The organism is Streptomyces sp. NPDC046759, assembly GCF_040645475.1.
Taxonomy (GTDB): Bacteria; Actinomycetota; Actinomycetes; order Streptomycetales; family Streptomycetaceae; genus Streptomyces.
The window spans coordinates 319,727-344,567 of record NZ_JBEYYJ010000004.1 but is presented as its reverse complement, the minus strand read 5'-3'; the positions used below and the strand labels follow the sequence as shown (position 1 = coordinate 344,567).

21 protein-coding genes and 2 pseudogenes are annotated in these 24,841 nt (G+C 71.3%); 8 read left to right on the top strand and 15 right to left on the bottom strand.

The window, feature by feature from the left end; all coding sequences use genetic code 11:
• Positions 1-14: 14 nt before the first annotated feature.
• From ABZ919_RS08230 to ABZ919_RS08190, 9 genes and pseudogenes are all read right to left on the bottom strand, one after another.
• Positions 15-629 carry a response regulator transcription factor gene (locus ABZ919_RS08230; protein ID WP_361244042.1) on the bottom strand — a complete coding sequence of 205 codons (615 nt, stop codon included), beginning with the start codon at positions 627-629 and terminating at the stop codon, positions 15-17.
• Positions 626-1,816, bottom strand: a complete 1,191-nt coding sequence (locus ABZ919_RS08225) for a sensor histidine kinase (RefSeq protein WP_361244107.1) — start codon at positions 1,814-1,816, stop codon at positions 626-628. Before ABZ919_RS08225 ends, ABZ919_RS08230 begins: the two co-directional genes overlap by 4 nt.
• Before the next feature lie 5 nt (positions 1,817-1,821).
• The gene (locus tag ABZ919_RS08220) at positions 1,822-2,562 is read right to left on the bottom strand and encodes an ABC transporter permease (RefSeq protein ID WP_361244040.1); all 741 of its coding nucleotides are present in this window, start codon (positions 2,560-2,562) and stop codon (positions 1,822-1,824) included.
• The gene (locus ABZ919_RS08215) at positions 2,559-3,488 is read right to left on the bottom strand and encodes an ABC transporter ATP-binding protein (RefSeq protein WP_361244038.1); all 930 of its coding nucleotides are present in this window, start codon (positions 3,486-3,488) and stop codon (positions 2,559-2,561) included. The genes ABZ919_RS08220 and ABZ919_RS08215 overlap by 4 nt, the downstream gene beginning before the upstream one ends.
• A 142-nt stretch (positions 3,489-3,630) precedes the next feature.
• Positions 3,631-5,973, bottom strand: a complete 2,343-nt coding sequence (locus ABZ919_RS08210) for a hypothetical protein (protein WP_361244036.1) — start codon at positions 5,971-5,973, stop codon at positions 3,631-3,633.
• Positions 5,974-6,169: 196 nt separating this feature from the next.
• A complete protein-coding gene (locus ABZ919_RS08205; RefSeq protein WP_361244035.1) occupies positions 6,170-6,586 on the bottom strand; it encodes a DUF6113 family protein in 417 nt (138 codons plus the stop codon).
• On the bottom strand, positions 6,583-7,443 hold the full coding sequence (gene mshB / locus ABZ919_RS08200; RefSeq protein ID WP_361244032.1) for an N-acetyl-1-D-myo-inositol-2-amino-2-deoxy-alpha-D-glucopyranoside deacetylase: 861 nt from the start codon (positions 7,441-7,443) through the stop codon (positions 6,583-6,585). The genes ABZ919_RS08205 and mshB overlap by 4 nt, the downstream gene beginning before the upstream one ends.
• A gap of 53 nt (positions 7,444-7,496) precedes the next feature.
• A pseudogene (locus tag ABZ919_RS08195) lies at positions 7,497-8,233 on the bottom strand (helix-turn-helix domain-containing protein).
• A 99-nt stretch (positions 8,234-8,332) separates the two neighbouring features.
• A pseudogene (locus tag ABZ919_RS08190) lies at positions 8,333-8,754 on the bottom strand (ATP-binding protein).
• 198 nt (positions 8,755-8,952) lie between these two features.
• Between ABZ919_RS08190 and ABZ919_RS08185 the strand changes: the two are divergent.
• Together ABZ919_RS08185 and ABZ919_RS08180 are read left to right on the top strand one after the other, a co-directional pair.
• Positions 8,953-9,828 carry a helix-turn-helix transcriptional regulator gene (locus ABZ919_RS08185; RefSeq protein WP_361244030.1) on the top strand — a complete coding sequence of 292 codons (876 nt, stop codon included), beginning with the start codon at positions 8,953-8,955 and terminating at the stop codon, positions 9,826-9,828.
• Complete coding sequence (locus ABZ919_RS08180; protein WP_361244029.1) at positions 9,825-10,034, top strand: DUF397 domain-containing protein; 210 nt, start codon at positions 9,825-9,827, stop codon at positions 10,032-10,034. Before ABZ919_RS08185 ends, ABZ919_RS08180 begins: the two co-directional genes overlap by 4 nt.
• Positions 10,035-10,127: 93 nt before the next feature.
• On the opposite strand, the gene ABZ919_RS08175 is transcribed toward ABZ919_RS08180, so the two are convergent.
• The gene (locus tag ABZ919_RS08175; protein WP_031163587.1) at positions 10,128-10,322 is read right to left on the bottom strand and encodes a hypothetical protein; all 195 of its coding nucleotides are present in this window, start codon (positions 10,320-10,322) and stop codon (positions 10,128-10,130) included.
• Between the two features lie 164 nt (positions 10,323-10,486).
• On the opposite strand from ABZ919_RS08175, the gene ABZ919_RS08170 reads away from it, so the two are divergent.
• A complete protein-coding gene (locus ABZ919_RS08170) occupies positions 10,487-12,625 on the top strand; it encodes a prolyl oligopeptidase family serine peptidase (protein ID WP_361244027.1) in 2,139 nt (712 codons plus the stop codon).
• A gap of 116 nt (positions 12,626-12,741) precedes the next feature.
• On the opposite strand, the gene ABZ919_RS08165 is transcribed toward ABZ919_RS08170, so the two are convergent.
• The 5 genes from ABZ919_RS08165 to ABZ919_RS08145 are packed head-to-tail and all read right to left on the bottom strand — an operon-like array spanning position 12,742 to position 18,296.
• The gene (locus ABZ919_RS08165) at positions 12,742-13,794 is read right to left on the bottom strand and encodes a dipeptide ABC transporter ATP-binding protein (RefSeq protein WP_361244025.1); all 1,053 of its coding nucleotides are present in this window, start codon (positions 13,792-13,794) and stop codon (positions 12,742-12,744) included.
• Complete coding sequence (locus ABZ919_RS08160; RefSeq protein WP_361244023.1) at positions 13,787-14,761, bottom strand: ABC transporter ATP-binding protein; 975 nt, start codon at positions 14,759-14,761, stop codon at positions 13,787-13,789. The genes ABZ919_RS08165 and ABZ919_RS08160 overlap by 8 nt, the downstream gene beginning before the upstream one ends.
• Positions 14,762-14,768: 7 nt before the next feature.
• Entirely contained in the window at positions 14,769-15,758 is a 990-nt protein-coding gene (locus tag ABZ919_RS08155) for an ABC transporter permease (RefSeq protein WP_361244022.1), read from the bottom strand.
• Entirely contained in the window at positions 15,751-16,671 is a 921-nt protein-coding gene (locus tag ABZ919_RS08150) for an ABC transporter permease (protein WP_361244020.1), read from the bottom strand. Before ABZ919_RS08150 ends, ABZ919_RS08155 begins: the two co-directional genes overlap by 8 nt.
• Before the next feature lie 5 nt (positions 16,672-16,676).
• The gene (locus tag ABZ919_RS08145) at positions 16,677-18,296 is read right to left on the bottom strand and encodes an ABC transporter substrate-binding protein (protein ID WP_361244018.1); all 1,620 of its coding nucleotides are present in this window, start codon (positions 18,294-18,296) and stop codon (positions 16,677-16,679) included.
• Positions 18,297-18,696: 400 nt separating this feature from the next.
• Here ABZ919_RS08145 and ABZ919_RS08140 point away from each other — a divergent pair, with 400 nt between their 5' ends.
• From ABZ919_RS08140 to ABZ919_RS08120, 5 genes are all read left to right on the top strand, one after another.
• Positions 18,697-20,568, top strand: a complete 1,872-nt coding sequence (locus tag ABZ919_RS08140; protein ID WP_361244016.1) for an ABC transporter substrate-binding protein — start codon at positions 18,697-18,699, stop codon at positions 20,566-20,568.
• An 18-nt stretch (positions 20,569-20,586) separates the two neighbouring features.
• Positions 20,587-21,609 (top strand): ABC transporter permease, encoded by a 1,023-nt coding sequence (locus tag ABZ919_RS08135; RefSeq protein ID WP_361244105.1) that lies wholly within the window; start codon positions 20,587-20,589, stop codon positions 21,607-21,609.
• Complete coding sequence (locus tag ABZ919_RS08130) at positions 21,606-22,520, top strand: ABC transporter permease (RefSeq protein ID WP_361244015.1); 915 nt, start codon at positions 21,606-21,608, stop codon at positions 22,518-22,520. The genes ABZ919_RS08135 and ABZ919_RS08130 overlap by 4 nt, the downstream gene beginning before the upstream one ends.
• Entirely contained in the window at positions 22,517-23,569 is a 1,053-nt protein-coding gene (locus ABZ919_RS08125) for an ABC transporter ATP-binding protein (protein WP_361244013.1), read from the top strand. The genes ABZ919_RS08130 and ABZ919_RS08125 overlap by 4 nt, the downstream gene beginning before the upstream one ends.
• 199 nt (positions 23,570-23,768) lie before the next feature.
• A complete protein-coding gene (locus ABZ919_RS08120; RefSeq protein WP_361244011.1) occupies positions 23,769-24,779 on the top strand; it encodes an ABC transporter ATP-binding protein in 1,011 nt (336 codons plus the stop codon).
• Positions 24,780-24,841: the final 62 nt, after the last annotated feature.

The following is a 24,841-nucleotide window of genomic DNA, read 5'->3' as shown; positions in this document are numbered from 1 at the left end:
GCCGGGCCGGGTCGTCAGAGCCACCCCTTCTCCCGCGCCGTCCGCACCGCCTCCGCCCGGTTGCGTACCGCCAGTTTCTGGATGGCCGTGGAGAGGTAGTTGCGGACCGTGCCCTGGGAGAGGTGGAGGGCCTTGGCCAGTTCGGCGTTGGTGGAGCCGTCGGCCGCCGCGCGGAGCACCTCGCGTTCGCGATCGGTGAGCGGGTTGGCCCCCTCGGCGAGCGCGGCGGCGGCGAGCGTGGGGTCGATGACCCGTTCGCCGGAGAGCACCTTGCGGATCGCCTCGGCGAGCTGGGCGGCCGGGGCGTCCTTGACGAGGAAGGCGTCGGCACCCGCCTCCATGGCGCTGCGCAGATAGCCGGGGCGCCCGAAGGTGGTCAGGACGACCAGCTTGACCTGCGGAAACTCCTGTCGGACCTGGGCGGCCGCCTCGATGCCGGTGCAGCCGGGCATCTCGATGTCGAGCAGCGCCACGTCCACGCCGTGCACGCCGACGGCCGCCAGTACCTGGTCACCGCGCGCGACCTGGGCGACGACCTCGATGTCCTCCTCCAGGCCGAGCAGTGCGGCCAGGGCCTCGCGGACCATCGACTGGTCCTCGGCGAGGAGGACCTTGATCGTGCTCGTCATGCCCCGGATACTACGTCTCCCCGGGGCGGCGCGGGCACGCGGGCGACCAGCCGGAAGCCGTGCTTGACCCGGCCCGCCTCCAGCGTGCCGCCGGCCTTCTCCAGCCGCTCGGTGAGACCGGTGAGACCGTTGCCCGGGACGCTGCCGGTGCCGCCGGATCCGTTGTCCTCGACGGAGAGTTCGAGCATCGGGCCCTCCAGGGTCTGACGGCGCACGAGCCCCACGACGCAGCGGTCGGCGCCGCTGTGCCGGACGACGTTGGTGACCGCCTCGCGCAGCGCCCAGGCGAGCGCGGACTCGGACTCCTCGGGGACACCGGCGAGGTCGGGTTCGGCGGGGACCTCGGCGGTGACACCGGCGGCGGTCAGGGCGACCTGGGTGCCGGCGAGTTCAGCCGCGATCCGGGGGCGCCGGTAGCCGGTGACGGCCTCGCGGACGTCGACCAGGGCCTGCCGGCTGACCTGTTCGATGTCGGCGACCTGCTGGGCCGCCTTGCCGGGGTGGTCGGGCAGCATGCGGCCGGCCAACTCGCTCTTCAGCGTGATCAGGGAGAGCGAGTGGCCGAGCAGGTCGTGCAGGTCGCGGGCGAGGCGCAGCCGCTCCTCGTTGGCGGCGAGGTGGGCGACGGTGGCCCTCGCCTTGCGCAACTCGACCGTCGTACGGATCAGTTGCCCGACACCGACCATCGCGAATCCGATCAGCGGGACGAGGAGCAGGGTCTCGTCCACCTTCTCGTGCCAGCGCAGTCCGACGAGGTACATCGTCACGGTCACCGCGGGGATCGCCCAGAAAGCGGCCCGGACCGGCAGGGTCGCCCCGCAGGCGACGGACAGGTAGACGAACAGGCCGAGCCATGCGCGGCCGAGGCCGTACGTCAGCAGGGGGGCGAGGACGGCGAGGACGGCCAACAGCGAGATGACGACTCGGGGACTGAAGGGCCGGCCGATGTTCCGGAAGACCAGCGTCAGGTAGGCCGTGATGAAGGCGGCGAGGCCGAGCGCGCCGCCGACCGTGCCGGCCGTGGTGTGGTGGCCGGAGGTCAGGTCCTCGACCGGGCCGCTGAGGAAGATCAGCCAGACGCCGATCCACAGCACCTTGATCATGAGCTCGCGCGGGTTGCGGGGGCCCTGGCCGATCCGCACCTGGGGCTCCGGCCGCACCTCACCGGTCTGCGGGTCTTCCGTCATCGTGCTCACGCCTTCAGCGTGTCCTTCCGGTACAGCCAGGCCGCGCCGCCCGCGAAGAGGACGAAGTAGCCGGCGAGGATGGCGATGTCCGTCGTGCGCGGGGCCTGGCTCTGCTCGATCGCCCGCCCCAGAGCAGCGTACGCGTGCGTGGGCAGCCACTTCGCGATGTCCTGCAGCACCTTCGGGAAGGTGGTGGACGGCATCCACAGGCCGCCGAGGATCGACAGGCCGAAGTAGATGATCATCGTGATCGGGCGTACCGCGTCACCGGAGGCGACGTAGCCGATGGCGACGCCGAGCGCGGCGAAGACCAGGCTGCCGGCCCAGATGACGCCGGTGAGGGCGAGCCACTGCCAGGCGTCCAGGTGGACGTGCTTGATCACTGCGGCGGCGAGGAACACCACGACGATCGACGGCAGGCTCACCACGGCGGCGCTGGCGGTCTTGGCGAGGACGTAGCCGCGCCCGGGCAGCGGGGTCAGGCGCAGTTGCCGTACCCAGCCGCTCTCGCGTTCCTTGGCGATGCGCTCGCTGTTGCCCATCAGCACGGCGGTCAGCGCGCCGAACGAGGCCATGGAGACCATGAGGTAGGTGGCGACGGTCAGGCCGGTGCCGTCGACCTTCGACGTGGAACCCGAGCTGCTGGAGAAGATGAGGAAGAGGATCGCGGGGTACAGCACCGAGAAGAACAGGAACTTCTTGTTGCGCAGGGCGCGGGCCAGTTCGAGCTTGATCAGGGCGTTCATGACTGCTTGGCCTCCTCGGCCTCCGTGATGGCGACGAAGGCCTGCTCCAGACCGAGGCCGGCGACTTCGAGGTTGCGGGGGTAGACACCGAGGCCGTACAGGGCGTGGACGGTGGCGTCGGCGTCGGAGGACTGGATGCGGACGGTCTGGCCCGACACATCGATCGAGGTGAGGAACGGCAGGGCGCGCAGTGCGTCCTCGTCGATCTCGCCCTCCAGGTCGAAGGCGACCCTGCGGGCGCCCGCCTTGGCCTTGATCTCGGCGGCGGTGCCGTCGGCGAGGAGCCGGCCGCGGTGCAGCACCAGGACCCGGTCGGCGATGGCGTCGGCCTCTTCGAGGTAGTGGGTGGCGAAGAGGACGGTGCGGCCCTGGTCGGCCTGCTCGCGCATGGTGGCCCAGAAGGCCTGGCGGGCGGAGACGTCCATGCCGGTGGTCGGCTCGTCCAGGAGGATCAGGTCGCTGTCGCCGGCGGTGGCGAGGGCGAAGCGGACGCGCTGGGCCTGACCGCCGGAGAGCTTGTTGACCTTGCGGTCGGCGATCTGCGTGATCCCGGAGCGGGCCATGACGTCCGCCGCCTTGTACGGCTTCGGGTGCAGCGAGCAGCTCAGCTTGACCAGTTCCTCGACGGTGACCTCGTCCATCAGGCCGCCGCTCTGCAGCATGGCTCCGACGCGCCCGGCGACGATCGCCTCGCGGGGGGTCCCGCCGAACAGGCTGACCGTGCCGCTGTCGGGGTGCTTGAGGCCGAGGAGCAGGTCGAGGGTGGTGGACTTGCCGGCCCCGTTCGGGCCGAGCAGGGCGACGGTCTCGCCGGGGTAAAGCCGGAGCGAGAGCCCGTCGACGGCCCGCACGCTCCCGTACGTCTTGGTCACCTGGTCGAAGCCGACCACCGGGGTGGTGGTGGCCGGTGCCGCAGTTGTCGTCATGGCATTCATACTCCCGGCGCGGGCCCGGTGCAGGGAGTGTCGGGGGTCCTGAGTGCCGGATGACAGATGTCATGCGGTTCGGGTGACGGTACGCCGCCGGGGGCGCCCGGTGTCCGGTGGGCGCCCCCGTCGTGTCACCGCGCTAACGGGGGTTGGTCGAAATGACCGCCACCCGGTTGGTCGTGCTGATCAGGGCCTGGCGCAGGGCGACGTAGACGTCCTGCGGGGTGACGGGCGTCTTGCTGCCGTTGCCGCGGGTGATGAGCACGCCGTCGAAGGTCTTGCCGTACAGCTGCTTCAGGGCGTTCAGGTCGGGCTTGTCGACCAGCTTGCCGTCCGCGGTGGGCACCACCTTGAGGAACTTCCAGAGCGATTTCTCCGGGCTCATCAGCACGACGTGCCCCGCGCCCGCCGACACCGTCACCTTGGCCGACATCGCCGGCTTCGCGAACAGCTTCATCTCCTGGTCGACCGCCGCGTTCGACACCGTCGGCTGTTTGGTGGTCGTCGGGACGGTGACCGGGGTCGCCGTGTCCGTCTCCACGAGGGCTCGGTAGGCCTGTTCGACCGCCTGGGTCGACTGGCCGGCGTCGATGGCCTTGCCCGCCTTGCCGTAGACGGCGACCGCCCGGCCCGGCTTGAAGTCGATGCCGCCCTCGACGACCGAGCCGGATCCGCCGCCGGCCTGCTGGAGCGCGGCCTGCAGCTTCTCCTCGTCCACCGGCATCTCGGGCTCGATCACGCGCTTCTGCCCGAAGAGCGAGCCGATGACGTGGACCGGGTTGTAGTCGCTGGTCGCGGCCTTGCTCACGGTGGCCTGGAAGTCGAACTGCAGGCCGGCGTTCTCCGGGGTGAGGGCGACCGTGTTGCCGCCGACGGAGAGCTTCAGCGGCTTGTTCACCCGGCTGCCGAAGGCGTCGTCGAGCTTCTTGACGGCGTCGTCACGGGTGCCGCCGCCGATGTCCACGCCGAGGACCGTGGTGCCCTTGGGCACGTCGGTGTGGTTCATCAGCAGTCCGGCGCAGTAGGCACCGCCCGCGACGACGACCACGCCGACGCCCAGCAGCACCAGCTTGCTGCGGCCCTTCTTCGGCTTGGCCTGCGCCTTGGACGCGGGTGCCGGCTCCGGCTTGGAGCGGGTCTGCGCGGCCGGGCCGTCGGCGGAGCCGCCGCCGAACGGGGAGGTGCCGGCGCCGGGAACGACCGGGATGCCGCTGGTGACGGTGTGTCCGGAGACGTTGTCGGCCGGGCGGTAGCCGGGCGTGCCCGGTTCGGGGGCCGGTTTCTGCGGAGTGAGGATCGCGGTGTCGTCGCTGAGCCCACCGCCCGGTCCGAGGCCGGTGGCGGCGCCGCCCGGGGCGGCACCCGGACCGCCGGGACCGGCCAGGCCGTCCAGGTCGGCGAGGGCGCTGCGCTGCGCCTGGCCGCCGGGACGGTCGTAGCCTCCCGTGCCGGGCAGGCCGTCGAAGGGTTCGCCGGCCGACGGGACGAGCGGGCCGTCGCCGGTGACCGGGCCGCTGGTGGGGCCGGCCGGACCCTGCGGGCCGTTGAAGCCGCTGGGACCACCGGGGCCGCCGAGGCCGCCGTGTCCGTTCGCTCCGCTGGTGCCCGCCGTACCGCCGAAGCCGTCCGGGCCGCTCGGGCCGGACGCGCCGGACCCCGCGAAACCGTTCCGGCCCGGGGCGTCGGAGCCGCCGAAGCCCTCCTGGCCGCCGTTCTCCGAGAAGTACGGCAGGTCGTCGCGGCGCGGTTCGCCGCCGGCCGCGCCGGGGCGGGAGCCGCCGCCCAGGGGGCCCGCGGCCAGCGCCTCGGTCACGTCGAAGGAGCCGGTGCCGCCGCCGTGTCCGGGGGCGACGGGGCCGCCGGTGGCGCCGGGCAGGCCCTTGCCGTTCGTGCCGCCGGAGCGGGAGGCGCCCGGGACGCTCATGGAGCCGACCACACCGCCGGGGCGGCCGCCACTGGGGCGCGCGCCGGTGGCACCAGCCGCGCCGGACGCTGCCGGACCACCCGGACGGGTGCCGGACGCGCCGGAGGCGGAGCTGGAACCGCCAGGGGTTCCGGCCCCGTTCGTGCCGCCGCCACTCGGACCGCCCTTGGGGGCGGAGGACTTGCGCGGCGCGAACCAGTCGCTGGTCTTGTCCTCGGCCTGGGCCGCGGGCTCGGCGACGGGCTCGGGGCCGCCGGTGGCGGTCCGGTCGGCCGCGGGCCGGGGCTCGGCGGGCGCCTCGTCCCCGGCGCCGTCGGCGTCCGCGACGGGCTTGCGCACCACGACCGGCGGGATCGGCCGGGAGCCGGGGATGTTGATCCGGATCCGGGTCGTCAGCGTGGTCTCGGTCTTCTTCTCCTCGGGCCGCGTGCCCGAACGGCCCGCGCCCGTACCGTCGTCGGAAGCCATGGGGGTCCCGTACGGCGGCGTGCCGGAGGGGTATGCGGCTCCGCCGCGCCCGTTGGGCCCGGAGGACGGAGTGTCAGTTTCACGACTCAAGGCAGGTTCTCCCAGTTGGCTCCGCCGCCCTTACGACCTTACTGCTCTGGGGGTCCCCCCAACTCGAGCGATGTCGAGAGCTTGGGGGAGGCTCGGCGGCGCGCACCACCATACTGTCCGCCTCTGGCGCTTATCCCATGACCGCCGAGGAAACCCACACCGGACTCGCACGTGCGTCGTACGGCGAAGTGGTACGTCACTTGCCAAGTCGGGCGGGACCGCCCCCGGGTCGCCGCCCGGCACCGATGGTGGCGCAGATCACAGCAAGTGCCATACCGCCGAGCAGGAAGAGATAGGAGCCGAGTCCCGCGCCGAAGAGGAAGTCACCCTCGGGACGCGAGGTGGTGAGCAGGATGACGGTGACGATCCAGCCCACCACCGGTGCGACCGCCCCGCCCCGGCCGCCCATGACGTAGGACCCGCCGAGGAACAGCCCGGCCGCGCCCGCGAGGGCGAGCAGCAGCCCGCCGGGGAACCAGGCGGCCTGGACGAGGGCCCCGGCGAGGGCGACGACGGCTCCGAGCAGGAAGAGGCCGGCATAGGCGGCGGCGCGCCCCGCCGGGGGCCGTTGCAGCGGCTGGGCGAGCAGCGGACCGGGTTCGGTGTTGCTCATGACGTCTCCTCCGGGTCGAGCCCGGCGAACAGATCGCTCTCGCCGGGCAGCGCCTCGCCGCGCACCAACTCGTAGTACTCGGTGGTGAACAGCGGCTGTGCCAGTTCGTTGGAGAGCGCGAAGCAGGGCTCGGCCACCTCGATCTGGGTGACGTGGGCGCGCATCGCGGCGGCCTTGGCCGCGGCGAAGGCGGTCCCGTCGACGCTGGTGGTGATCCGGTCGTCGGCCACCACACCGGGCACGTCGGCCACGGACGCGCTCTTGTCGAACGGCAGTGCGGACAACTCGTCCTCGAGGCGGGCGAAGGCGGCCTCGGCGACGGACCGCGGGACGCGGTTCCAGTACACCTTGGCGATCCGGTGCCCGCGTTCGGCCGCGAGGTCGACGGCGCGCATGGCGACGCGATGGGCCTGGATGTGGTCCGGGTGGCCGTAGCCGCCGTTGTCGTCGTAGGTCACCAGCACCTGGGGGCGGATCTCCAGGATCACCTCGGTCAGGTGCCCGGCGGCCTCGTCGACGTCGGCCTGCCAGAAGCACCCCGGGTCCGCATTGTCCGGGATGCCCATCATTCCGGAGTCGCCGTAGCGGCCGGCGCCACCGAGCAGGCGGGCGTCGCTGACACCGAGCGCGCGCACGGCGGCGGCCAGCTCCCCGCGCCGGTGGGCGCCGAGGGCGGGCCCCGTCAGGTGCCGCAGTTCCGGCGGGATGACCTCGCCCCGCTCCCCGAGGGTGCAGGTGACCAGGGTCACGTGCACGCCCTCGGCCGCGTACCTGGCCATGGTGGCGCCGTTGTTGATCGACTCGTCGTCCGGGTGCGCGTGCACCAGGAGGAGACGCCGGGCTGGCAGTTCCGTCATGGGACCACCCTACGAGGTCGCCGCCTTGCCGCCCGTCGCGTCGTGGCCGCCTCTCACCCGTCGTCGCTCTCATGCCAGGCGGCCTTCTTGGTGTCGCAGCGGCAGTCACGGCACCGGCCGGCTCGGGGGCGCGGAAGGGTCGGTCACAGCCGTCGCAGGTCTGGAACGGGTGCCGTACGGGCGGTGGAGCGGCCGGTTCACGGAACGGGGGCGGGGGCGGCAGTAGCTCGCTGAGGCGGCGGGCCAGCAGGGCGGCGGGCCGGTGCAGCCCCTCGGGCGGCAGGTCGGCGGTCAGTGCGCGTCGTACGGCGGTGGGGCTGACGTCACGCTCCAGCCAGGCGGCGACGCCGGGAGCCAAGTGGGCCGCGTCGCGGGCGGAGAGGAACAGCCGGGAGTCGCGGCACCGCAGGTCGGCGAGGAGGTCGGTGGCCGTCTGGAGGAGGGACGGGGCGGTGTGAGCGGGCTGCGGCACGACAGGGAGCGGTTTGCGGGTGCGAGCGGGTGCGTGCCTGCTGGGCCGTGCCGCCGTTCGGGTGGCGGCCCGGTCGTTGCAGTCCGGCCTGCCGGCGTGACGCCGGGCCGCCGGCTGGTTGCAGGAGACCGTGCGGGTGATGATCCGGCCGCTGGGGATCCGGTGCCGTTCGCGGCGCAGGTAGCCGTGAGTCTCCAGTTCGCGCAGCGCTGCGGCGATGCGGGTGGCTCCCTCGGGGAAGCGGGCGGCGAGGCTTTTGATGTCGACGCGGGCGCCCTTCGGCAACGACTGGATGTGGCAGCCGGGGGGCCACGGAATCCAGCCGAGCCGGAGATGTTCACCCGCCCGGGTGAGCGTGGGCCGCGGGCGGGAGGGGTGGGGTTCGGTGGGGGTTCTTTCCCCACGGTTCTTTGCTTCTCAGGCGCCGGCATCACCGGAGCCCGTGGGGGTGGGTTCCGGTGCGGGAAGACACAGTTCGGCCCAGACGGTCTTGCGCGGAAACGGCCCTCGACGACGTCCCAGCGGTCGGCCAGGGCGTCCACGAGGAGCAGGCCACGGCCGGACTCGGCGTCTGCGTCCGGCACGCGGAGCTCGGGCGTCCGGTCCCCGCGGGTATCGGTGACTTCGATGCGCAGGGTGCGGCCGACCACGTAGAGCGTGAGGCGGAAACTGCGGCCGGGCAGACGGCCGTGGGTGGCGGCGTTCGCCGCCAGCTCGGCGACGATGTGCGTGGCAGGGTCCGGCGGGAGTTCCCAGGCGCGGAGCTGGTCGGCGGCGAGCAGCCGGGCGAGCCGGGCTCCGCGCGGAGTGCAGGACAGCAGGACGCTGAAGTTGGGGATGCCGCTGTCGAGTTGGCTCGTGGCCTGGGCGATTTCCTGATTCACGTCACTCAGAGTGGCTGGTGATGCTTACCGTGATGAGTGACTGCACAGTTGCGTACGGTGACTGTCCGGTGCTTGTCCTGTGGTGTCCGGACTGTCGGCACCGGGCGTACGGCAGGGCCTGCGAGCACCAGGCAATACGGCGGAGGGGCGCGGATGTCGGTGGACGGCGAGGCGGTACGGCTCAGGACCGAGGCGGACGAGCCGGGCTGGGAGGTGGATCCGGACGACGAGTGGGGTGTGGCCGTGATCGCCACCGTGGGGCGGCAGTTGAAGCTGCGCCGCGAGGCGGTGGGGATGCGGGCCGGCGACTTCGGCAAGGCCGTCGGCTACGGCGAGGACCTGGTCTACAAGATCGAGGGCGGGAAGCGGATCCCCCGGCCCGAGTATCTGGACAAGGCCGACAAGGTGTTGAGGGCGGGCGGGCTGCTCTCCGCGATGAAGGAGGATGTGGAGAAGGTCCGGTATCCCAAGAAGGTTCGGGCTCTGGCGGAGCTGGAGGCCAAGGCGGTCGAGATCGGGGTGTACGAGAGCCACATCATCGCTGGGTTGCTGCAGACGCGAGAGCACGCACGAGCGGTGATCGGAGCAGCGCAGCCGCCATACTCGCCGGACGATGTGGAACGCATGGTGTCCGCTCGTCTGGCCCGGCAGTCGATCTTCGAGCGCTCCCCTTCTCCAGCGCTCAGCTTCGTCCTGGAAGAGGGAGTCCTGCGGCGCCCCATCGGGGGCACAATGGTCTGGCGCCGTCAGCTCGAACGTCTACTGGACGTAGGGCGGTTGCACAACGTCGTGCTTCAGGTGATGCCGATGAACACCCACACCCACTCCGGGCTGGACGGTCGGATCGAACTGCTGAAGTTCGCAGACGGCACGGCCGTGGGTCGCTCCGATGGCGCGTCCAACGGCCGGCCGACCACAGAACCCAAAGACCTCCGCATTCTTGAGTTGCGGTATGGCACGATCCGGGCTCAGGCACTCTCCCCGTGGGAGTCGCTGGCCTTGATCGAACAACTGCTGGGAGAAGCATGATCCGCACGACCACTGCCGGGGACGCGTCCGAGCTGGCGTGGTTCAAGAGCAGCTACAGCGGTGGCAACGACGGCAACTCCTGCGTCGAGATCGCCATAGCCCCCGGCACCATCCACGTACGCGACTCCAAGGACGTCGAGGGCCCTCGGCTCGTGCTGACGCCAAGGGCCTGGGCCCGTTTCGTGTCGTACGCGTCCCAAGACTGACCCGACGTTCGGCTCCACCCGCCGCCCCCAGCGATCACCCGACCTCGGACGGCAACGCTTACGGAGCCACGCGGCCGGAAGCAGCAGCGCGGGTCAGAACTTGATGCTGCCGATCATGCTGGCGACGTTGGTGGTCAGCTCGCTGATCGTGGGGGCGACGGTCGAGGAGGCGAGATAGAAGCCGAGCAGGACGCAGATGACCGCGTGCCCGCCCTTCAGCCCCGACTTCTTGATCAGCAGGAAGACGATGATCGCCAGCAGCACCACCGCCGAAATCGAGAGTGCCACGGCGGCTCACCTCCAAAGATCGTCAGATCTAGATCAGTTGAGCAAATCCATGCAGACGCCAGCAGGTTCATACCCACACAGCGGTAGTGATCATAACTATCCGTACTCGCGCATCGCGCGGCGCACGGCCGCACAAGGGGGCGCATGGCCAATATGGTCGGGGTATGACGACCGAGTCTGACTCCTTCCCCCGTCGGCACGCCCGGACGCAGCGGTTCACCCTCGGCGCGCCGCGCGCGTTCACGGTGGCCCCCGACGGTTCGCGTGTCGCGTTCCTGCGTTCCGGCTCCGGCACCGACCGGGCCAACTCCCTGTGGGTGATGGACCTCCCGGCGGGCGAGGAACGCCTCGCGGCCGATCCGGGCGCCCTCCTCGGCGGAGCCCTCGAAGAGCTCTCGGCCGAGGAGCGGGCGCGCCGGGAGCGCAGCCGGGAGGGCGGTGCCGGCATCGTCGGCTATGCCACCGACGCGGCGCTGGAGCTGGCGTCTTTTGCCTTGTCAGGTCGGCTTTTCACGGCGGAGCTGCGGGCCGGCACGACGCGTGAACTCCGGGTCCCGGGGCCGGTGATCGACCCGCGTCCGTCGCCCGACGGCCGGCACATCGCGTACGTCGCCGAGGGCGCGCTGCGGGTCGTCGGCGCCGAGGGCGAGGACGACCGGGTGCTCGCCGGACCGGAGCCGGGGGACGAACCTGGGCGGGTGGGCTACGGGCTCGCGGAGTTCGTCGCGGCCGAGGAGATGGGGCGCTCGCGGGGCTTCTGGTGGGCGCCGGACGGGCGCCGGCTGCTCGTGGCGCGCGTGGACGACACGCCGGTGCGGCGGTGGTGGATCGCCGATCCGGCCCATCCCGGACGTGAGCCAAGTAACGTCGGGTACCCCGCCGCCGGCACTCCGAACGCGGACGTCCGGCTGTTCGTCCTCGGGGTGGACGGGGAGCGCACGGAGGTCGCATGGGACCGGTCCCGTTATCCGTATCTGGCCCGTGTGCACTGGTCAGCGGCGGGTGCGCCGCTGTTGCTGGTGCAGGCGCGGGACCAGCGCAGCCAGCTCTTCCTTGCGGTGGACCCGGACACCGGGGCCACGCGCATGGTGCACGCGGATGAAGATCCAAGTTGGCTTGAACTGTTCGCTGGAGTGCCCTGCTGGAGCCCGTCCGGGCAACTTGTCCGGATCGCGGACGAGGGGGGTGCGCGGGTGCTGACGGTCGGCGAACGCCCCTTGACCAGCGGTCAGTTGCACATCCGTGCGGTGCTCGACGTGGGTCCGGACGACGTGCTCGTTTCCGCCTCCGCGGGCGAGGAGGCGGAAGCGCCGGAAATCGGCGAGATCCATGTGTACAGGGTGAACGAGCTGGGCGTGGAGCGCGTGTCCCAGGAGCCCGGCGTCCATGCGGCGGTACGGGCCGGCAACGTGACGGTGGTGGTGTCCGCGAGGGCGGACAGCCCGGGGTCCCGGGTCCAGGTGCTGCGTGACGGAAAACCAGCGGCGACTGTCCGGTCGTACGCCGAAGATCCTGGTTTGTCCCCTCGGTTGACCCTCACCCATGGGGGCGCACGCCGAATTCCGTGCGCCGTACTTATGCCACGGGACTACCACGGTGACACTCCCCTGCCCGTCCTCCTGGACCCCTACGGCGGCCCCCACGGCCAGCGGGTACTCGCCGCGCACAACGCCCACCTCACCTCCCAGTGGTTCGCCGACCAGGGTTTCGCCGTGGTCGTGGCCGACGGCCGGGGGACCCCCGGCCGCTCGCCGGCCTGGGAGAAGTCGATCCGCAACGAGGTGGCGGCCACCGTGCTCGAGGACCAGGTGGACGCCCTCCACGCGCTCGCCGAGGAGTTCCCGCTGGACCTGGGCCGGGTGGCGATCCGCGGCTGGTCCTTCGGCGGTTACCTGGCCGCGCTGGCGGTGCTGCGCCGCCCGGACGTCTTCCACGCCGCGGTCGTGGGCGCCCCGGTCACCGATCTGCGGCTGTACGACACCCACTACCAGGAGCGCTACCTCGGCCTTCCGGGCGAGCAGCCGGAGGTCTACCGCCGCAACTCGGTGATCGACGACGCGGGTCTGGTCGACCCCGCCGAACCGCACCGCCCGATGATGATCATCCATGGGCTGGCGGACGACAATGTGGTCGTCGCCCACTCCCTGCGGCTGTCCTCCGCCCTGCTCGCCGCGGGACGCCCGCACGAGGTCCTGCCGTTGTCCGGAGTGACCCACATGACTCCGCAGGAGACCGTCGCGGAGAACCTGCTGCGGCTGCAGCTGGATTTCCTTCGGCGTTCGCTGCCGCACGCGGGCAAATGACCGCCCATTGCGTTAACACGCAGGCAACTTCATGGAAGCGGCACCGATATACGGACGCGGGAGACTGATCAGCGTACGGCCGTGCGGGTGCCGTGAGCGGGCCGGGGTGCACCATGTCATCCCGGCCCGTCGCCGTACTCGCTCTCCGCCGGAACCACCCGCCGTTCCTCCGCGAAGTGACAGGCCGAGTCGTGGGCGGCAGGGCCGGCGGCGCCCCGGAGATGAGCGGGGACCGCGAGGGCGGGCACCTCACGGGCACAGCGTTCCTGCGCCTTCCAGCAGCGGGTGCGGAAGCGGCAGCCGGAGGGGATGTCCGTCGGCGACGGCACGTCCCCGGTGAGGATGATCCGCTCGCGGCGTTCGCGGGCCAGGGGGTCGGGGACCGGGACCGCGGAGAGCAGCGCCTGGGTGTAGGGGTGCGTGGGGTGGTCGTAGATCTCGGCGTCCCGGCCGATCTCCACGATCCGCCCCAGGTACATGACGCCGACCCGGTCGGAGATGTGCCGGACGATCGACAGGTCGTGCGCGATGAAGACGTACGACAGGGCGAACTCCGACTGGAGCCGGTCCAGCAGGTTGACGACCTGGGCCTGTACCGAGACGTCCAGCGCGGACACCGGTTCGTCGGCGACGATCACCTCCGGGCGCAGGGCCAGCCCCCGTGCGATGCCGATGCGCTGGCGCTGGCCGCCGGAGAACTGGTGCGGGTAGCGGTTGATGTACTCCGGGTTCAGGCCGACCACGTCCAGCAGTTCCTGGACCCTGCGGCGGCGGTCGGCCTTGGGCGCGGCCTCCGGGTGGATGTCGTACGGCTCGCCGACGATGTCGCCGACCGTCATCCGGGGGTTGAGGGAGGTGTACGGGTCCTGGAACACCATCTGGATGTTGCGGCGCACCGCCTTGAGGGCCTTGCCGGACAGCTTGGTGATGTCCTCGCCCTTGAACCTGATGCTGCCGGCCGTGGGGCGCTCCAGATTGCAGAGCATCTTGGCGACCGTCGACTTGCCGCAGCCCGACTCGCCGACGATGCCGAGGGTCTCCCCCGTACCGAGCGTGAAGTCGACGCCGTCGACGGCCTTCACCGCGCCGACCTGCCTCCGGAACACGACGCCCCGCGTGAGGGGGTAGTGCTTGACCAGCCCGGTCACTTCGAGGATCGGCTCAGTCACCGAGGCACTCCCTCCAGAAGTGGCAGGCGCTGCCGCGGGTGCCGGAGACCTCGTACAGCGGGGGTTCGTCGGTGCGGCAGACGTCCCTCGCCATCGGACAGCGCGGGTGGAAGGAGCAGCCCGGCGGGATGTCCATCAGGTTCGGCGGCAGGCCCTTGATCGCGTACAGTTCCTGGCCCTTCTGGTCCAGACGCGGGATGGAGTCCAGCAGGCCGCGGGTGTAGGGGTGGGCGGGCGCCTTGTAGATGTCGCGGACGGGCGCGGACTCGACGATCTTCCCGGCGTACATCACCGCGATCCGGTCGGCCACGTCCGCCACGACCCCCAGATCGTGGGTGATCAGGATCAGCCCCATGCGGTACTCGCGCTGCAACTCCGCGAGCAGGTCCATGACCTGGGCCTGCACGGTGACGTCGAGGGCGGTGGTGGGTTCGTCGGCGATGACGAGCGCCGGCTCCAGGGCCAGCGCCATGGCGATCATGATGCGCTGGCGCATGCCGCCGGAGAACTGGTGCGGGTAGTCCCGCACCCGCTGGGCGGCGCCCGGGATGCGCACCCGCTCCATCAGCTCGACGGCCCTGGCCCGCGCGTCCTTCTTCGACATCCCGCGGTGCACGACGAACATCTCGCCCAGCTGGTCGCCCACGGAGATCACGGGGTTGAGGGCCGACAGCGCGTCCTGGAAGATCATCGCCATCCCGGCGCCCCGGATCCTCCGCCGCTCCTCCTCCTTCAGCTTCAGCAGGTCCTGCCCCCGGAACAGGATCCGTCCACCGGTGATCCTGCCGGGCGGCATGTCGAGGATCCCCATCACGGCCTGCGCGGTCACCGACTTGCCCGACCCCGACTCCCCGAGCACGGCCAGCGTCTCCCCCGCATCCACCTCGTAACTCACCCCGTTGACGGCGTGGGCCACCCCGTCCCGCGTCCGGAACTCCACGTGCAGATCCCGCACTTCGAGCAGCACCGCACCATCACCTCAGCTTCGGATCGAGGGCGTCACGGACCGCGTCGCCGAGCATGATGAACGCCAGCACCGTGATGGCGAGGGCGCCCGAGGGCCAGAGGAGGGCGTGCGGGGCGTTGCGGACGTAGGGAGAGGCGGCGGAGATGTCGATGCCCCAGGAGACGCTCGGCGGTTTGAGCCCGACGCCCAGGTACGACAGGGTCGCCTCCAGGGCGATGTAGGTGCCGAGGGCGATGGTCGCCACGACGATCACCGGGGCGACGGCGTTCGGGGCGATGTGGCGCAGCAGGATGCGGGTGTCGGAGGCGCCCAGGGCGCGGGCGGCCTGGACGTAGTCGTTGTGCTTGGCGGTGATGACCGAGCCGCGCGCGATGCGGGAGACCTGCGGCCAGCCGAGCAGCACCATGAAGCCGATGACCGGCCACACCGTGTTGCTGGTGACCACGGAGAGCAGGACCAGGCCGCCCAGGACCACCGGGATGGCGAAGAAGATGTCGGTGAGCCGGGACAGGATCGAGTCCCAGGCTCCGCCGAAGTAACCGGCGAGCGCGCCCAGCACGGAGCCCAGCACGGCGACCCCGAGCGTCGCCAGCACGCCGACCGTGACCGAGCTGCGGGCGCCGTACACCGTGCGCGTGTACACGTTGCAGCCCTGGCCGTCGTAGCCGAAGGGCGCGCCCGGTGCCGCGCCGTCCTGGGCCTTGGCGAGGTCGCACTTCAGGGGGCTGCCGGAGGCGATCGCCGAGGGCCAGACGGAAATGAACACCAGGAAGAGGATGACCAGGGCGGAGATCAGGAAGACCGGGTTGCGGCGCAGGTCCCGCCAGGCGTCGGACCAGAGGCTGCGCGCCCGCCCGCCGGGCGGCCCGCCCGGAGTTCCCCTGGGTCCGCCGGGCGCCCGCTCCAGCGTGGCCGCCTCGCTCGTGCCGAGGTCCATCGCCCCGCCCATGCCGGTCCCGGCGATCGCGCCCTCGGGCTCGTGCGGCTGTTCAGGCATAGCGGATCCTCGGGTCGAGTACGGCGTACAGGAGGTCGACGAGGAGATTGGCGACGAGGAAGACGAGGACCAGCACGGTCACGAACCCGACCACGGTCTGCGTGTTCTGGCGCAGGATGCCCTGGTAGAGCTGGAAGCCCACGCCGTGGATGTTGAAGATCCGCTCGGTGACGATGGCACCGCCCATCAGGGCGCCGATGTCGGCGCCGATGAAGGTCACCACGGGGATCAGGGAGTTGCGCAGCAGATGCCGTACGACGACCCGGCGCCGGGGCAGGCCCTTGGCGATCGCCGTGCGGACGTAGTCGGCCCGCTTGTTCTCCGCGATGGAGGTGCGGGTCAGCCGGGTGACGTAGGCGAGGGAGACGGAGGCGAGCACCAGGCCGGGCACGATCAGCTCGTCGTAGCTTCCGGTGTGCACGGACGGGCTGGTCCACTGCCACTTGATGCCGAGCAGCAGCTGCAGCAGCAGACCGGTGACGAACGTGGGGACGGAGATCACCACCAGGGTGGCCAGCAGCACCCCGGTGTCCACGGGCCGGCCGCGCCGCATGCCGGTGAGGACGCCCAGGCTCACCCCGACGACGATCTCGAAGACGATGGCGACGACGGTGAGCCGGATGGTGACGGGGAACGCCGACGCCATCAGCTCGGTGACCGGCTGGCCGTTGAACGCCGTACCGAAGTCTCCGGTGAAGACGTTCCCCATGTAGGTGAGGTACTGCTGCCAGACGGGCTTGTCCAAGCCGAACTCCCGCTTCAGCTGGGCGGCGGTCGCCGGATCGCACGCCCGCTCCCCGCACAGGCCCGCGATGGGATCGCCCATCACGTTGACCATGAGGAAGATCAGCAGGGTGGACCCGATGAACACCGGGACCATCTGGAGCAGCCTCCTGGCGACATAGCGCCCCATGGGGATCAGCCGACCCTGATCTCGTTGTAGACCGGCACGCTGAAGGGGTTGAGCGCCACGTGCGAGAGCCGGGAGGCGTAGCCCGCGCTGCCGTTCTGGTACCAGAGCGGGATGGCCGCCATGTTGTCGCGGACGACCTCCTCCGCCTGCTGGAACAGCCCGACGGCCCTGGCCTGCTCGGTCTCGGCGTTGGCCCGGTCGACGAGCCGGTCGAACTGCTTGTTCGACCACAGGCCGTCGTTGGAGGAGGCGCCCGTGTAGTACAGCGGCTGCAGGAAGTTCTGGATCAACGGGTAGTCCATCTGCCAGCCGGCCCGGAAGGGACCGGTCATCTTGTGCTGCCCGATCTGGTTGCGGAAGTCGGCGAAGGTGCCGACCGGGTTGCCCACGCAGGCCTTGTCGTTGCCGAGCGCGTTGTTGATGGAGTTGCACACGGCGTCCACCCACTGCTTGTGGGAGCCGGTGTCCGCGTTGTAGGTGATCTTCAGTTGGCCGCCCGGGATCCCGCCGCCCTCCTGGATGAGCCTCTTGGCCTGGACGGGGTCGTAGTCGCAGGCGTGACCGCACAGCCCGGCCTTGTAGCCGCCGGCCACGCCGAGGACCGGGGAGGTCCAGTCGGTGGCCGGGGTACGGGTGCCCCGGAAGATGGTCTCGGTGATCTGCTTGCGGTTGATCGCCATGGACAGGCCGGTGCGGACCTTCCGCGCCCCGCCGGTGTTCCACTTCGGGTCGTAGTACGGGAAGGCCAGGGTCTGCAGGATGCCGGCCGGGGTGTTGATGTAGCGGCCGTTCAGGTCGGTCTCGACGTTCTTGAGCTGGGTCGAGGGCACGTCGTCGACGAGGTCGAGGTTGCCGGCCAGCACGTCGGTGTACGCGGTGTTGTTGTCGGTGTAGACCAGGAGGGTCACCCCCGCGTTCCGGGCCGCGTCCGGGCCGGGATAGCCGTCCCACTTCTTCAGGTTCATGGCCGAGCCCCTGGTGTAGGAGTCGATCCGGTAGGGCCCGTCGCCGACCGGCTTCTTCAGCCAGGCGGCATGGTCGGTGAAGAACAGACGGGGCAGCGGTGCGTAGGCGGCGTAGCCGAGGGTGTCGGGGAAGCTGGAGAACTTCTGGCCCAGCCGGACGGTGAAGGTGTGGTCGTCGACCACCTTCAGTCCGGACAGGGTGTCGGCCTTCTGGGTGCCGACGTCGGGGTGGACCTTGTCGTAGCCGTCGATGTAGGCGAAGAAGTACGCGTCCTTCTGGTTGTTCTTCAGTCCCGCCCCGTAGTTCCAGGCGTCGACGAAGGAGCGGGCGGTCACCTTCTCGCCGTTGGAGAAGGTCCACCCGTCCTTCAGCTTGATGGTGAAGTTCCGCGAGTCCCGGGTGTCGATGGACTGGGCGAGCCAGTTCTGCGCCTTGCCGGTCCTCGGGTCGTACTTCTTCAGGCCCCGGAAGATCATGTCGAGGACCTTGCCGCCCTGCACCTCGTTGGTGTCGGTGGGTTCCAGCGGGTTCTGCGGGTCACCCCAGGACGAGGTCAGCACCCCGGCCCCGCCGAAACCACCGCCGTCCCCGCACGCGGTGGCCATCAGCCCCACGGCGATCACACAGGCGGCCCATCGGGCGTGGGTGACTCCCCGCATGGCTGCCTCCTCCGCGATCACCGACCCGTACCGGCCAATATCGGCGTATAAAACTCTTACCGCATGCCCGCAGCCTCCTGGCGGGGCCACCAGAGGGACGCACCGGGCGGATTGCGGGGCCTTTCGAGGGACACGTCATCCGAAGCCGGCAGCCGCCGCCCCAGGGTCCGGCACTCACCCGTCAGGACCCGACCAGGACGTCTTCAGAGGTCTGGACCAATGTCTGCCGCAACGATCGCACGTTCGCTGTTTCCGCAGGCCACGCACGCTTCACGCGCCGTTGACGCGCGCAGACCGCCGCTGATACACACTCATCACCCCACTGGCGTCACCAGGAGAAACCCGGTCCCGAAGTCGAACCAGCCGTCCCTGTGCGAGCGATGACGCGAGGTCACCCTTCATGAGCACACCAGACCTGCACGGCACGAGACGTTCACAACCGAGAAGCCCCCGCCCCCGCGTCCGCCGACTCGCCGTCGCCGCCGGAGCCTGCGCCCTGGCGCTCTCCGCGGCCCTCGTGACCCCGCTCGGTCCAGCGCCCCAGCAGGCGGAGGCCGCGCAGGGCGACAAGGTCCTCACCGTCGCCGTGGCGCAGAGCGTCGACTCGCTGAGCCCTTTCCTGGCGGTGCGCCTGGTCAGCACCAGCATCCTGCGGCTGACGTACGAGTACCTGACGGACTACGACCCCGGGGACGCGCACCCGGTGCCCGGCCTGGCCACCCACTGGTCCTCCTCGCCGGACAAGCTGACCTGGACGTACACCATCCGCTCCGACGCCACGTGGTCGGACGGGCAGAAGGTGACGGCCGAGGACGCCGCGTGGACGTTCGGCAAACTGATGACCGACCCTGCCGCCGCCACCGCCAACGGCAGCTTCGTCACCAACTTCCGCAAGGTGACGGCTCCGAGCCCCACCAAGCTGGTCATCGAGCTCAAGAAGCCGCAGGCCACGATGACGGCGCTGGACGTGCCGATCGTGCCCGAGCACATCTGGAAGAACGTCACGGACTTCTCGAAGTTCAACAACGACAAGACCTTCCCGGTCGTCGGCGACGGCCCCTTCGTCCTCACCGACTACCAGGCCGACAGCTACGTACGGCTCAAGGCCAACAAGAGCTTCTGGCGCGGCGCGCCCAAGTTCGACGAGCTGGTCTTCAAGTACTACAAGGACCAGGACGCGGCGGTGGCCGCCCTGCGCAAGGGCGAGGTGTCCTTCGTCGCGGGCTCCCCCTCCCTGACCCCCGCCCAGGCTGCCTCCCTCAAGGGCGAGCCGGACATCCACGTCAACGACGCCCCCGGCCGCCGCTTCTACGCCCTCGCCACCAACCCCGGCGCACGGGCGAAGAACGGCCGGAAGTTCGGCGACGGCGACCCGTCCCTGCTGGACGAGCGGGTGCGGCACGCCCTCTTCCTCGCCGTCGACCGCAAGACCCTGGTGGACAAGGTGTTCCAGGGCCACGCCGTGGAGGGCCAGGGCTACATCCCGCCACGCTTCTCGACGTACTTCTGGAAGCCGTCCGCGAGCCAGCAACTCGGCTACGACCCGGCGAAGGCCGCCCGGCTCCTCGACCAAGCCGGCTACCGGAAGAACGCCGACGGCAAGCGCGTCGGCAAGGACGGCAGGCCGCTGAACTACCGGGTCCTGTGCCACGCCACCGACCCCAACGACAAGGCGGTGGGCCAGTACCTGAAGGAGTGGTGGGGCAAGCTCGGCGTCGGCATGACCCTCGACTGCCTCGACAACGTCACCGACCCCTGGCTCGCCGGCAAGTACGACCTCGCCTTCGACGGCTGGTCCGTGAACCCCGACCCGGACTTCGTCCTCTCCATCCACACCTGCGCGGCCCTGCCCGCGACCCCGAAGGACACCGGCGCGACCGACAACTTCATCTGCGACAAGGCCTACGACGACCTGTACGCCGGGCAGCTCGCCGAGTACGACGTCGCCAAACGGGCTGCGCTCGTCAAGCAGATGGAGTCGCGGCTGTACGACCTGGGGTACATGAACGTCATGGCGTATCCGAACGCCGTGGAGGCGTACCGCACCGACCAGATCAAGTCGATCGAGACGATGCCGAAGGCCGCCGGCAACATCTACGGCCAGGACGGCTACTGGAGCTGGTGGTCGGCGGTCCCGGCCCGCTCCGGCGGCTCGTCCGGCGGCGGCTCCACCGGGGTGCTCATCGGGGTCGCCGCGGGGGTCGTGGTCCTCGCCGGGGCCGGGGCGTTCCTGGCGCGGCGCCGGCGTACCACCGCGGACGACCGCGAGTAGCCGGTGGACGCGACCGTACTGCCGGTGCCCGACGGGGTCACCGAGCGCAAGGGCCCAGGCGGCAGCACCTATCTGCGGTACGTGGCGGTCAAGGCGGGCGGGGCGGTCGTCTCCCTGCTCGCCGTGCTCGTCACCGGGTTCTTCCTGTTCCGGCTGATCCCGGGCGACCCGGTGAAGACCATGACGGGGGGACGACCGGTCTCGGCGCAGCAGCTGGCCGAGTACCGGCGGGAGTTCGGTCTCGACCTGCCGCTGTGGGAGCAGTTCACGGACTACTGCGGCAAGGCGCTCTCGGGTGATCTGGGCACGTCGTACCAGTTCCGCACCCCCGTCATCGACAAGATCACCGAGGCGCTGCCGAACACCTTGCTGCTGACCGGCACCGCCTTCGTGCTCTACACCGCGCTCGGACTGGTCCTCGGCACCAGGGCCGCCTGGCGCCGGGGCCGGTTCGCCGACCGGTTCCACACCGGGCTCGCGCTGACCCTGTACTCCGTGCCGTCGTTCTGGCTGGGGCTGCTGCTCATCATCGTGTTCGCGGTGGGCGCGGGTCCGGTCCCCGGGCTCTTCCCCACCGGCGGCATGGAGTCGGGCGGCGAGCACGGCCTGGCGTACGCCGTGGACGTCGCCCACCATCTCGTCCTGCCGGTGATCACGCTGGTCGCGGTGGAGTACGGGCAGACGCTGCTGGTCGCCCGCTCCGCGCTGCTGGAGGAGATGGACAGCGACTATCTGACGACCGCCCGGGCCAAGGGACTGCGCGACGACCTGGTCCGGCGCCGGCACGCCGTGCCCAATGCGCTGCTGCCCACCGTCACGCTGCTGTTCGTCAACCTGGGGCGGACGGTCGCGGGCGTCATCCTGGTCGAGACCGTGTTCTCCTGGCCCGGCCTGGGCGGGCTGTTCTACCAGGCGCTCAGCGTGCCCGACCTGCCACTGGTGCAGGGCCTGTTCCTCTTCTTCGCCTCGGCGGTGATCGTCATGAACACCCTGGCCGACCTGGTCTATCCGCTGCTCGATCCGCGGGTGGGCCGGACATGACCACGGAAGCCGTGGCGGGCGCGACCGCCCGCACGCTGGCCCGGCGGCGGCGCCGGCGGGCCGCCGCACGATTCGTGCGGCGGTACCGCACTCGTCGCGCGGGCGTCGTCGGGCTGGCCACCCTCGCCCTCTTCGTCCTGCTGGCGCTCACCGCGCCGCTCACGGTCGGCTCGGACGTGGCGAGCGTGACCGGCGCACCCGGGCGGCCGCTGCAGGGCCCGAGCGGTGCCTTCCCGCTGGGCACGGACCGGTTCGGCCGGGACCTGCTGGGCCTGCTGGTGTGGGGCTCGCGTATCTCGCTGCTGGTCGGGCTGCTGGCGGCGGTGCTGTCGGTGGCGATCGGCGCGGTGGTGGGCATCACCGCGGGCCATTTCAAAGGCGCGTTCGCGACGGTGATGATGCGGATCACCGACTGGTTCCTGGTGATGCCGACGCTGGTGCTGGCCATCGCGCTCGCCACCGTGATGTCCCGTTCGCTGGGCACGGTGATCCTGGCGATCGGTGTGACGTCCTGGCCCACCACGGCACGCCTGGTCCGGGCCCAGACACTGGCGGTCGAGTCACGGCCGTACATCGAGCGGGCCAAGGCGCTCGGCGGCGGGCACTGGCACATCATGACCCGGCATGTGCTGCCCAACGTGCTGCCGCTGATCCTCGCCCAGACGACCCTGATGGTCTCCTCCTCCATCCTCGCCGAGGCGACCCTCGCCTTCCTGGGGCTCGGTGACCCGACGGTGGTGTCCTGGGGCGGGCTGCTCCAGGACGCGCGGGAGACGGGTGCGGTCAGTTCGGGCGACTGGTGGTACCTGGCGCCGCCCGGCATCGCGGTCGCGGGCGTGGCGCTGGCGTTCACGCTGTGCGGGCGGGCCGTGGAGTCCGTTCTCAACACCAGGCTGGGGGTGGCCCGTTGACGCTGCTGGAGGTCCGGAACCTGGAGGTCGCCTATCCGGGTGGGGCGGCCGCCGTACGCGGTGTGGACCTGTCCCTGGGCGCCGGGCAGACGCTGGGCGTCGCCGGCGAGTCGGGTTGCGGCAAGTCCACGCTGGCGCTGGCGCTGCTCCGGTTGCTGTCGGCCGGCACCGAGGTCACCGGGGAGGTGTCGCTGGACGGCGAGGACGTGCTGCGGATGCGCTGGGGGCGCCTGCGCGCGGTCCGCTGGGCGGGGGCGTCGATCGTCTTCCAGGGAGCCATGCACTCCCTCAACCCGGTGCACCGGATCGGCGACCAGATCGCCGAGCCGATCCTGCTGCACGGCGGGGCGGGTACGGCTGCCGCCCGGTCGCGGGCCGGGGAGCTGCTGGAGCAGGTCGGGCTGCCGGCGGCCCGGGCGGCGGCGTACCCGCACGAGCTGTCCGGCGGGCAGCGGCAGCGCGTGATGATCGCCATGGCGCTGGCCTGCGGACCCCGGCTGATCGTCGCGGACGAGCCGACGACCGCGCTGGATGTGATGGTGCAGGCGCAGATCCTGCGGCTGATCGGCCGGCTGGTGGCCGAACAGGACGTGGCCCTGATCATGATCAGCCATGACCTGGCCGTGCTGGCCGACACCTGCGACCGGCTGGCGGTGATGTACGCCGGCCGGGTGGTGGAGCAGGGCCCCGCCCGTGCGGTGTACGAGGACGCCCGGCATCCCTACGCCAGGGCCCTGTCGGCGGCCTTCCCGCGCATCGGCGACCCCGCCTCCCGCTTCGCTCCCCGTGGACTGCCCGGCGACCCTCCCGACCCCACCGCGCTCCCGCCGGGCTGCGCCTTCCATCCACGCTGTCCGGTGGCGCTGCCGGTCTGCGCAACACAGGACCAGCCGCTGCGCGAGGCGGGGCCGGGGCGCCGGGGGGCATGCGTGCACATCGGCACCCCGGCACCTGGCCCCAGGGACACGGCGACCACCGAGGACACCAGAGAGACCACGGGCGCCACCGGCGCCACCGGCACCGCCGAGAACGCAGGAAGCACGCCATGACGAGGGAGCGGGTGGCCCCGCCCCTGCCCGGCGCCCGGGAGCTGCGCGTGGCCCTGCCCCGGCGCCACCCGGCGACGCCGCCATGCACGACGGACAACCAGCTCCCACGCTGTGCCGGGCCCGAACGCCGGACCGCATACATGCGCCCCGGCGCACCGGCGCAGCCCGCGGACACCACCGAGAACGCAGGGAGCACGCCATGACGACGGAGTCGGAGGCACCGGCCCTGCTCAGCGCCCGTGGGCTGCGCGTGGCCTTTCCCGGCCGGCACGGGGGCGCACCCGCCCGTGCGGTCGACGGCGTCGAACTCGACGTACGGCCCGGAGAGATCGTGGCGCTGGTGGGCGAGTCGGGGTGCGGCAAGTCGACCCTCGCCCGGGCCCTGCTGGGGCTGGTGCGGCCGACGGACGGGCAGGTGACCTTCGCCGGGCGCCCGCTGACGTACTCGACGCGGGCCCTGCGGTCGTACCGGCGACGGGCACAGCTGGTGCTGCAGGATCCCACCGGTTCCCTCAACCCCCGGCACACGGTGTACGACGCGGTCGCCGAGGGGCTGCGGATCCACGGACACACCGGGGACGAGCGGGCGACGGTCGCCGAGGCTCTGTCCCGGGCCGGGCTGCGCCCGCCGGAACGGTTCTTCCTGCGCTATCCGCAGGAGCTGTCCGGCGGCCAGCGGCAGCGGGTGGTGATCGCGGGTGCGCTCGTGCTGGAGCCCGAACTCCTCGTCGCGGACGAGCCGGTGGCCTCCCTGGACGCCTCGGTGCGCGGCGAGATCCTGGCCCTGCTGCTCCGGCTCCGCGCCGACCTCGGTCTGGCGGCGCTGGTGGTGACCCACGATCTGGGGCTGGCGTGGAACATCGCCGACCGGGTGGCGGTGATGTACCTGGGCCGGATCGTGGAGACGGGCACGGTGGAGCAGGTCCTGACGTCCCCGCGACATCCGTACACCCGGGCGCTGTTGTCGGTGCTGCCGGAGGCCGCCGGCGACCCGGTGGTCCTGACCGGCGAGCCCCCGGACCCCGCCCGTATCCCCAGCGGCTGCCGCTTCCGCGCCCGCTGCCCGGTGCTGGCGGCCGGCGAGGCGGAACGGGCGGGCGTGGCGCAGGCGTGCCGGGCCGAGGACCCGGGGATCCTCGGCCCGGGGCCTCAAGCGCAGGTGGCCTGCCACTGGGCGCGGGCCCGGGCGGCGGACGGGGCACCCGCGTGAAAACGCCGGTTGCCGGCACCCTCGATCGGAGAGGGTGCCGGCAACCGGCGTCGGCGTGGAGC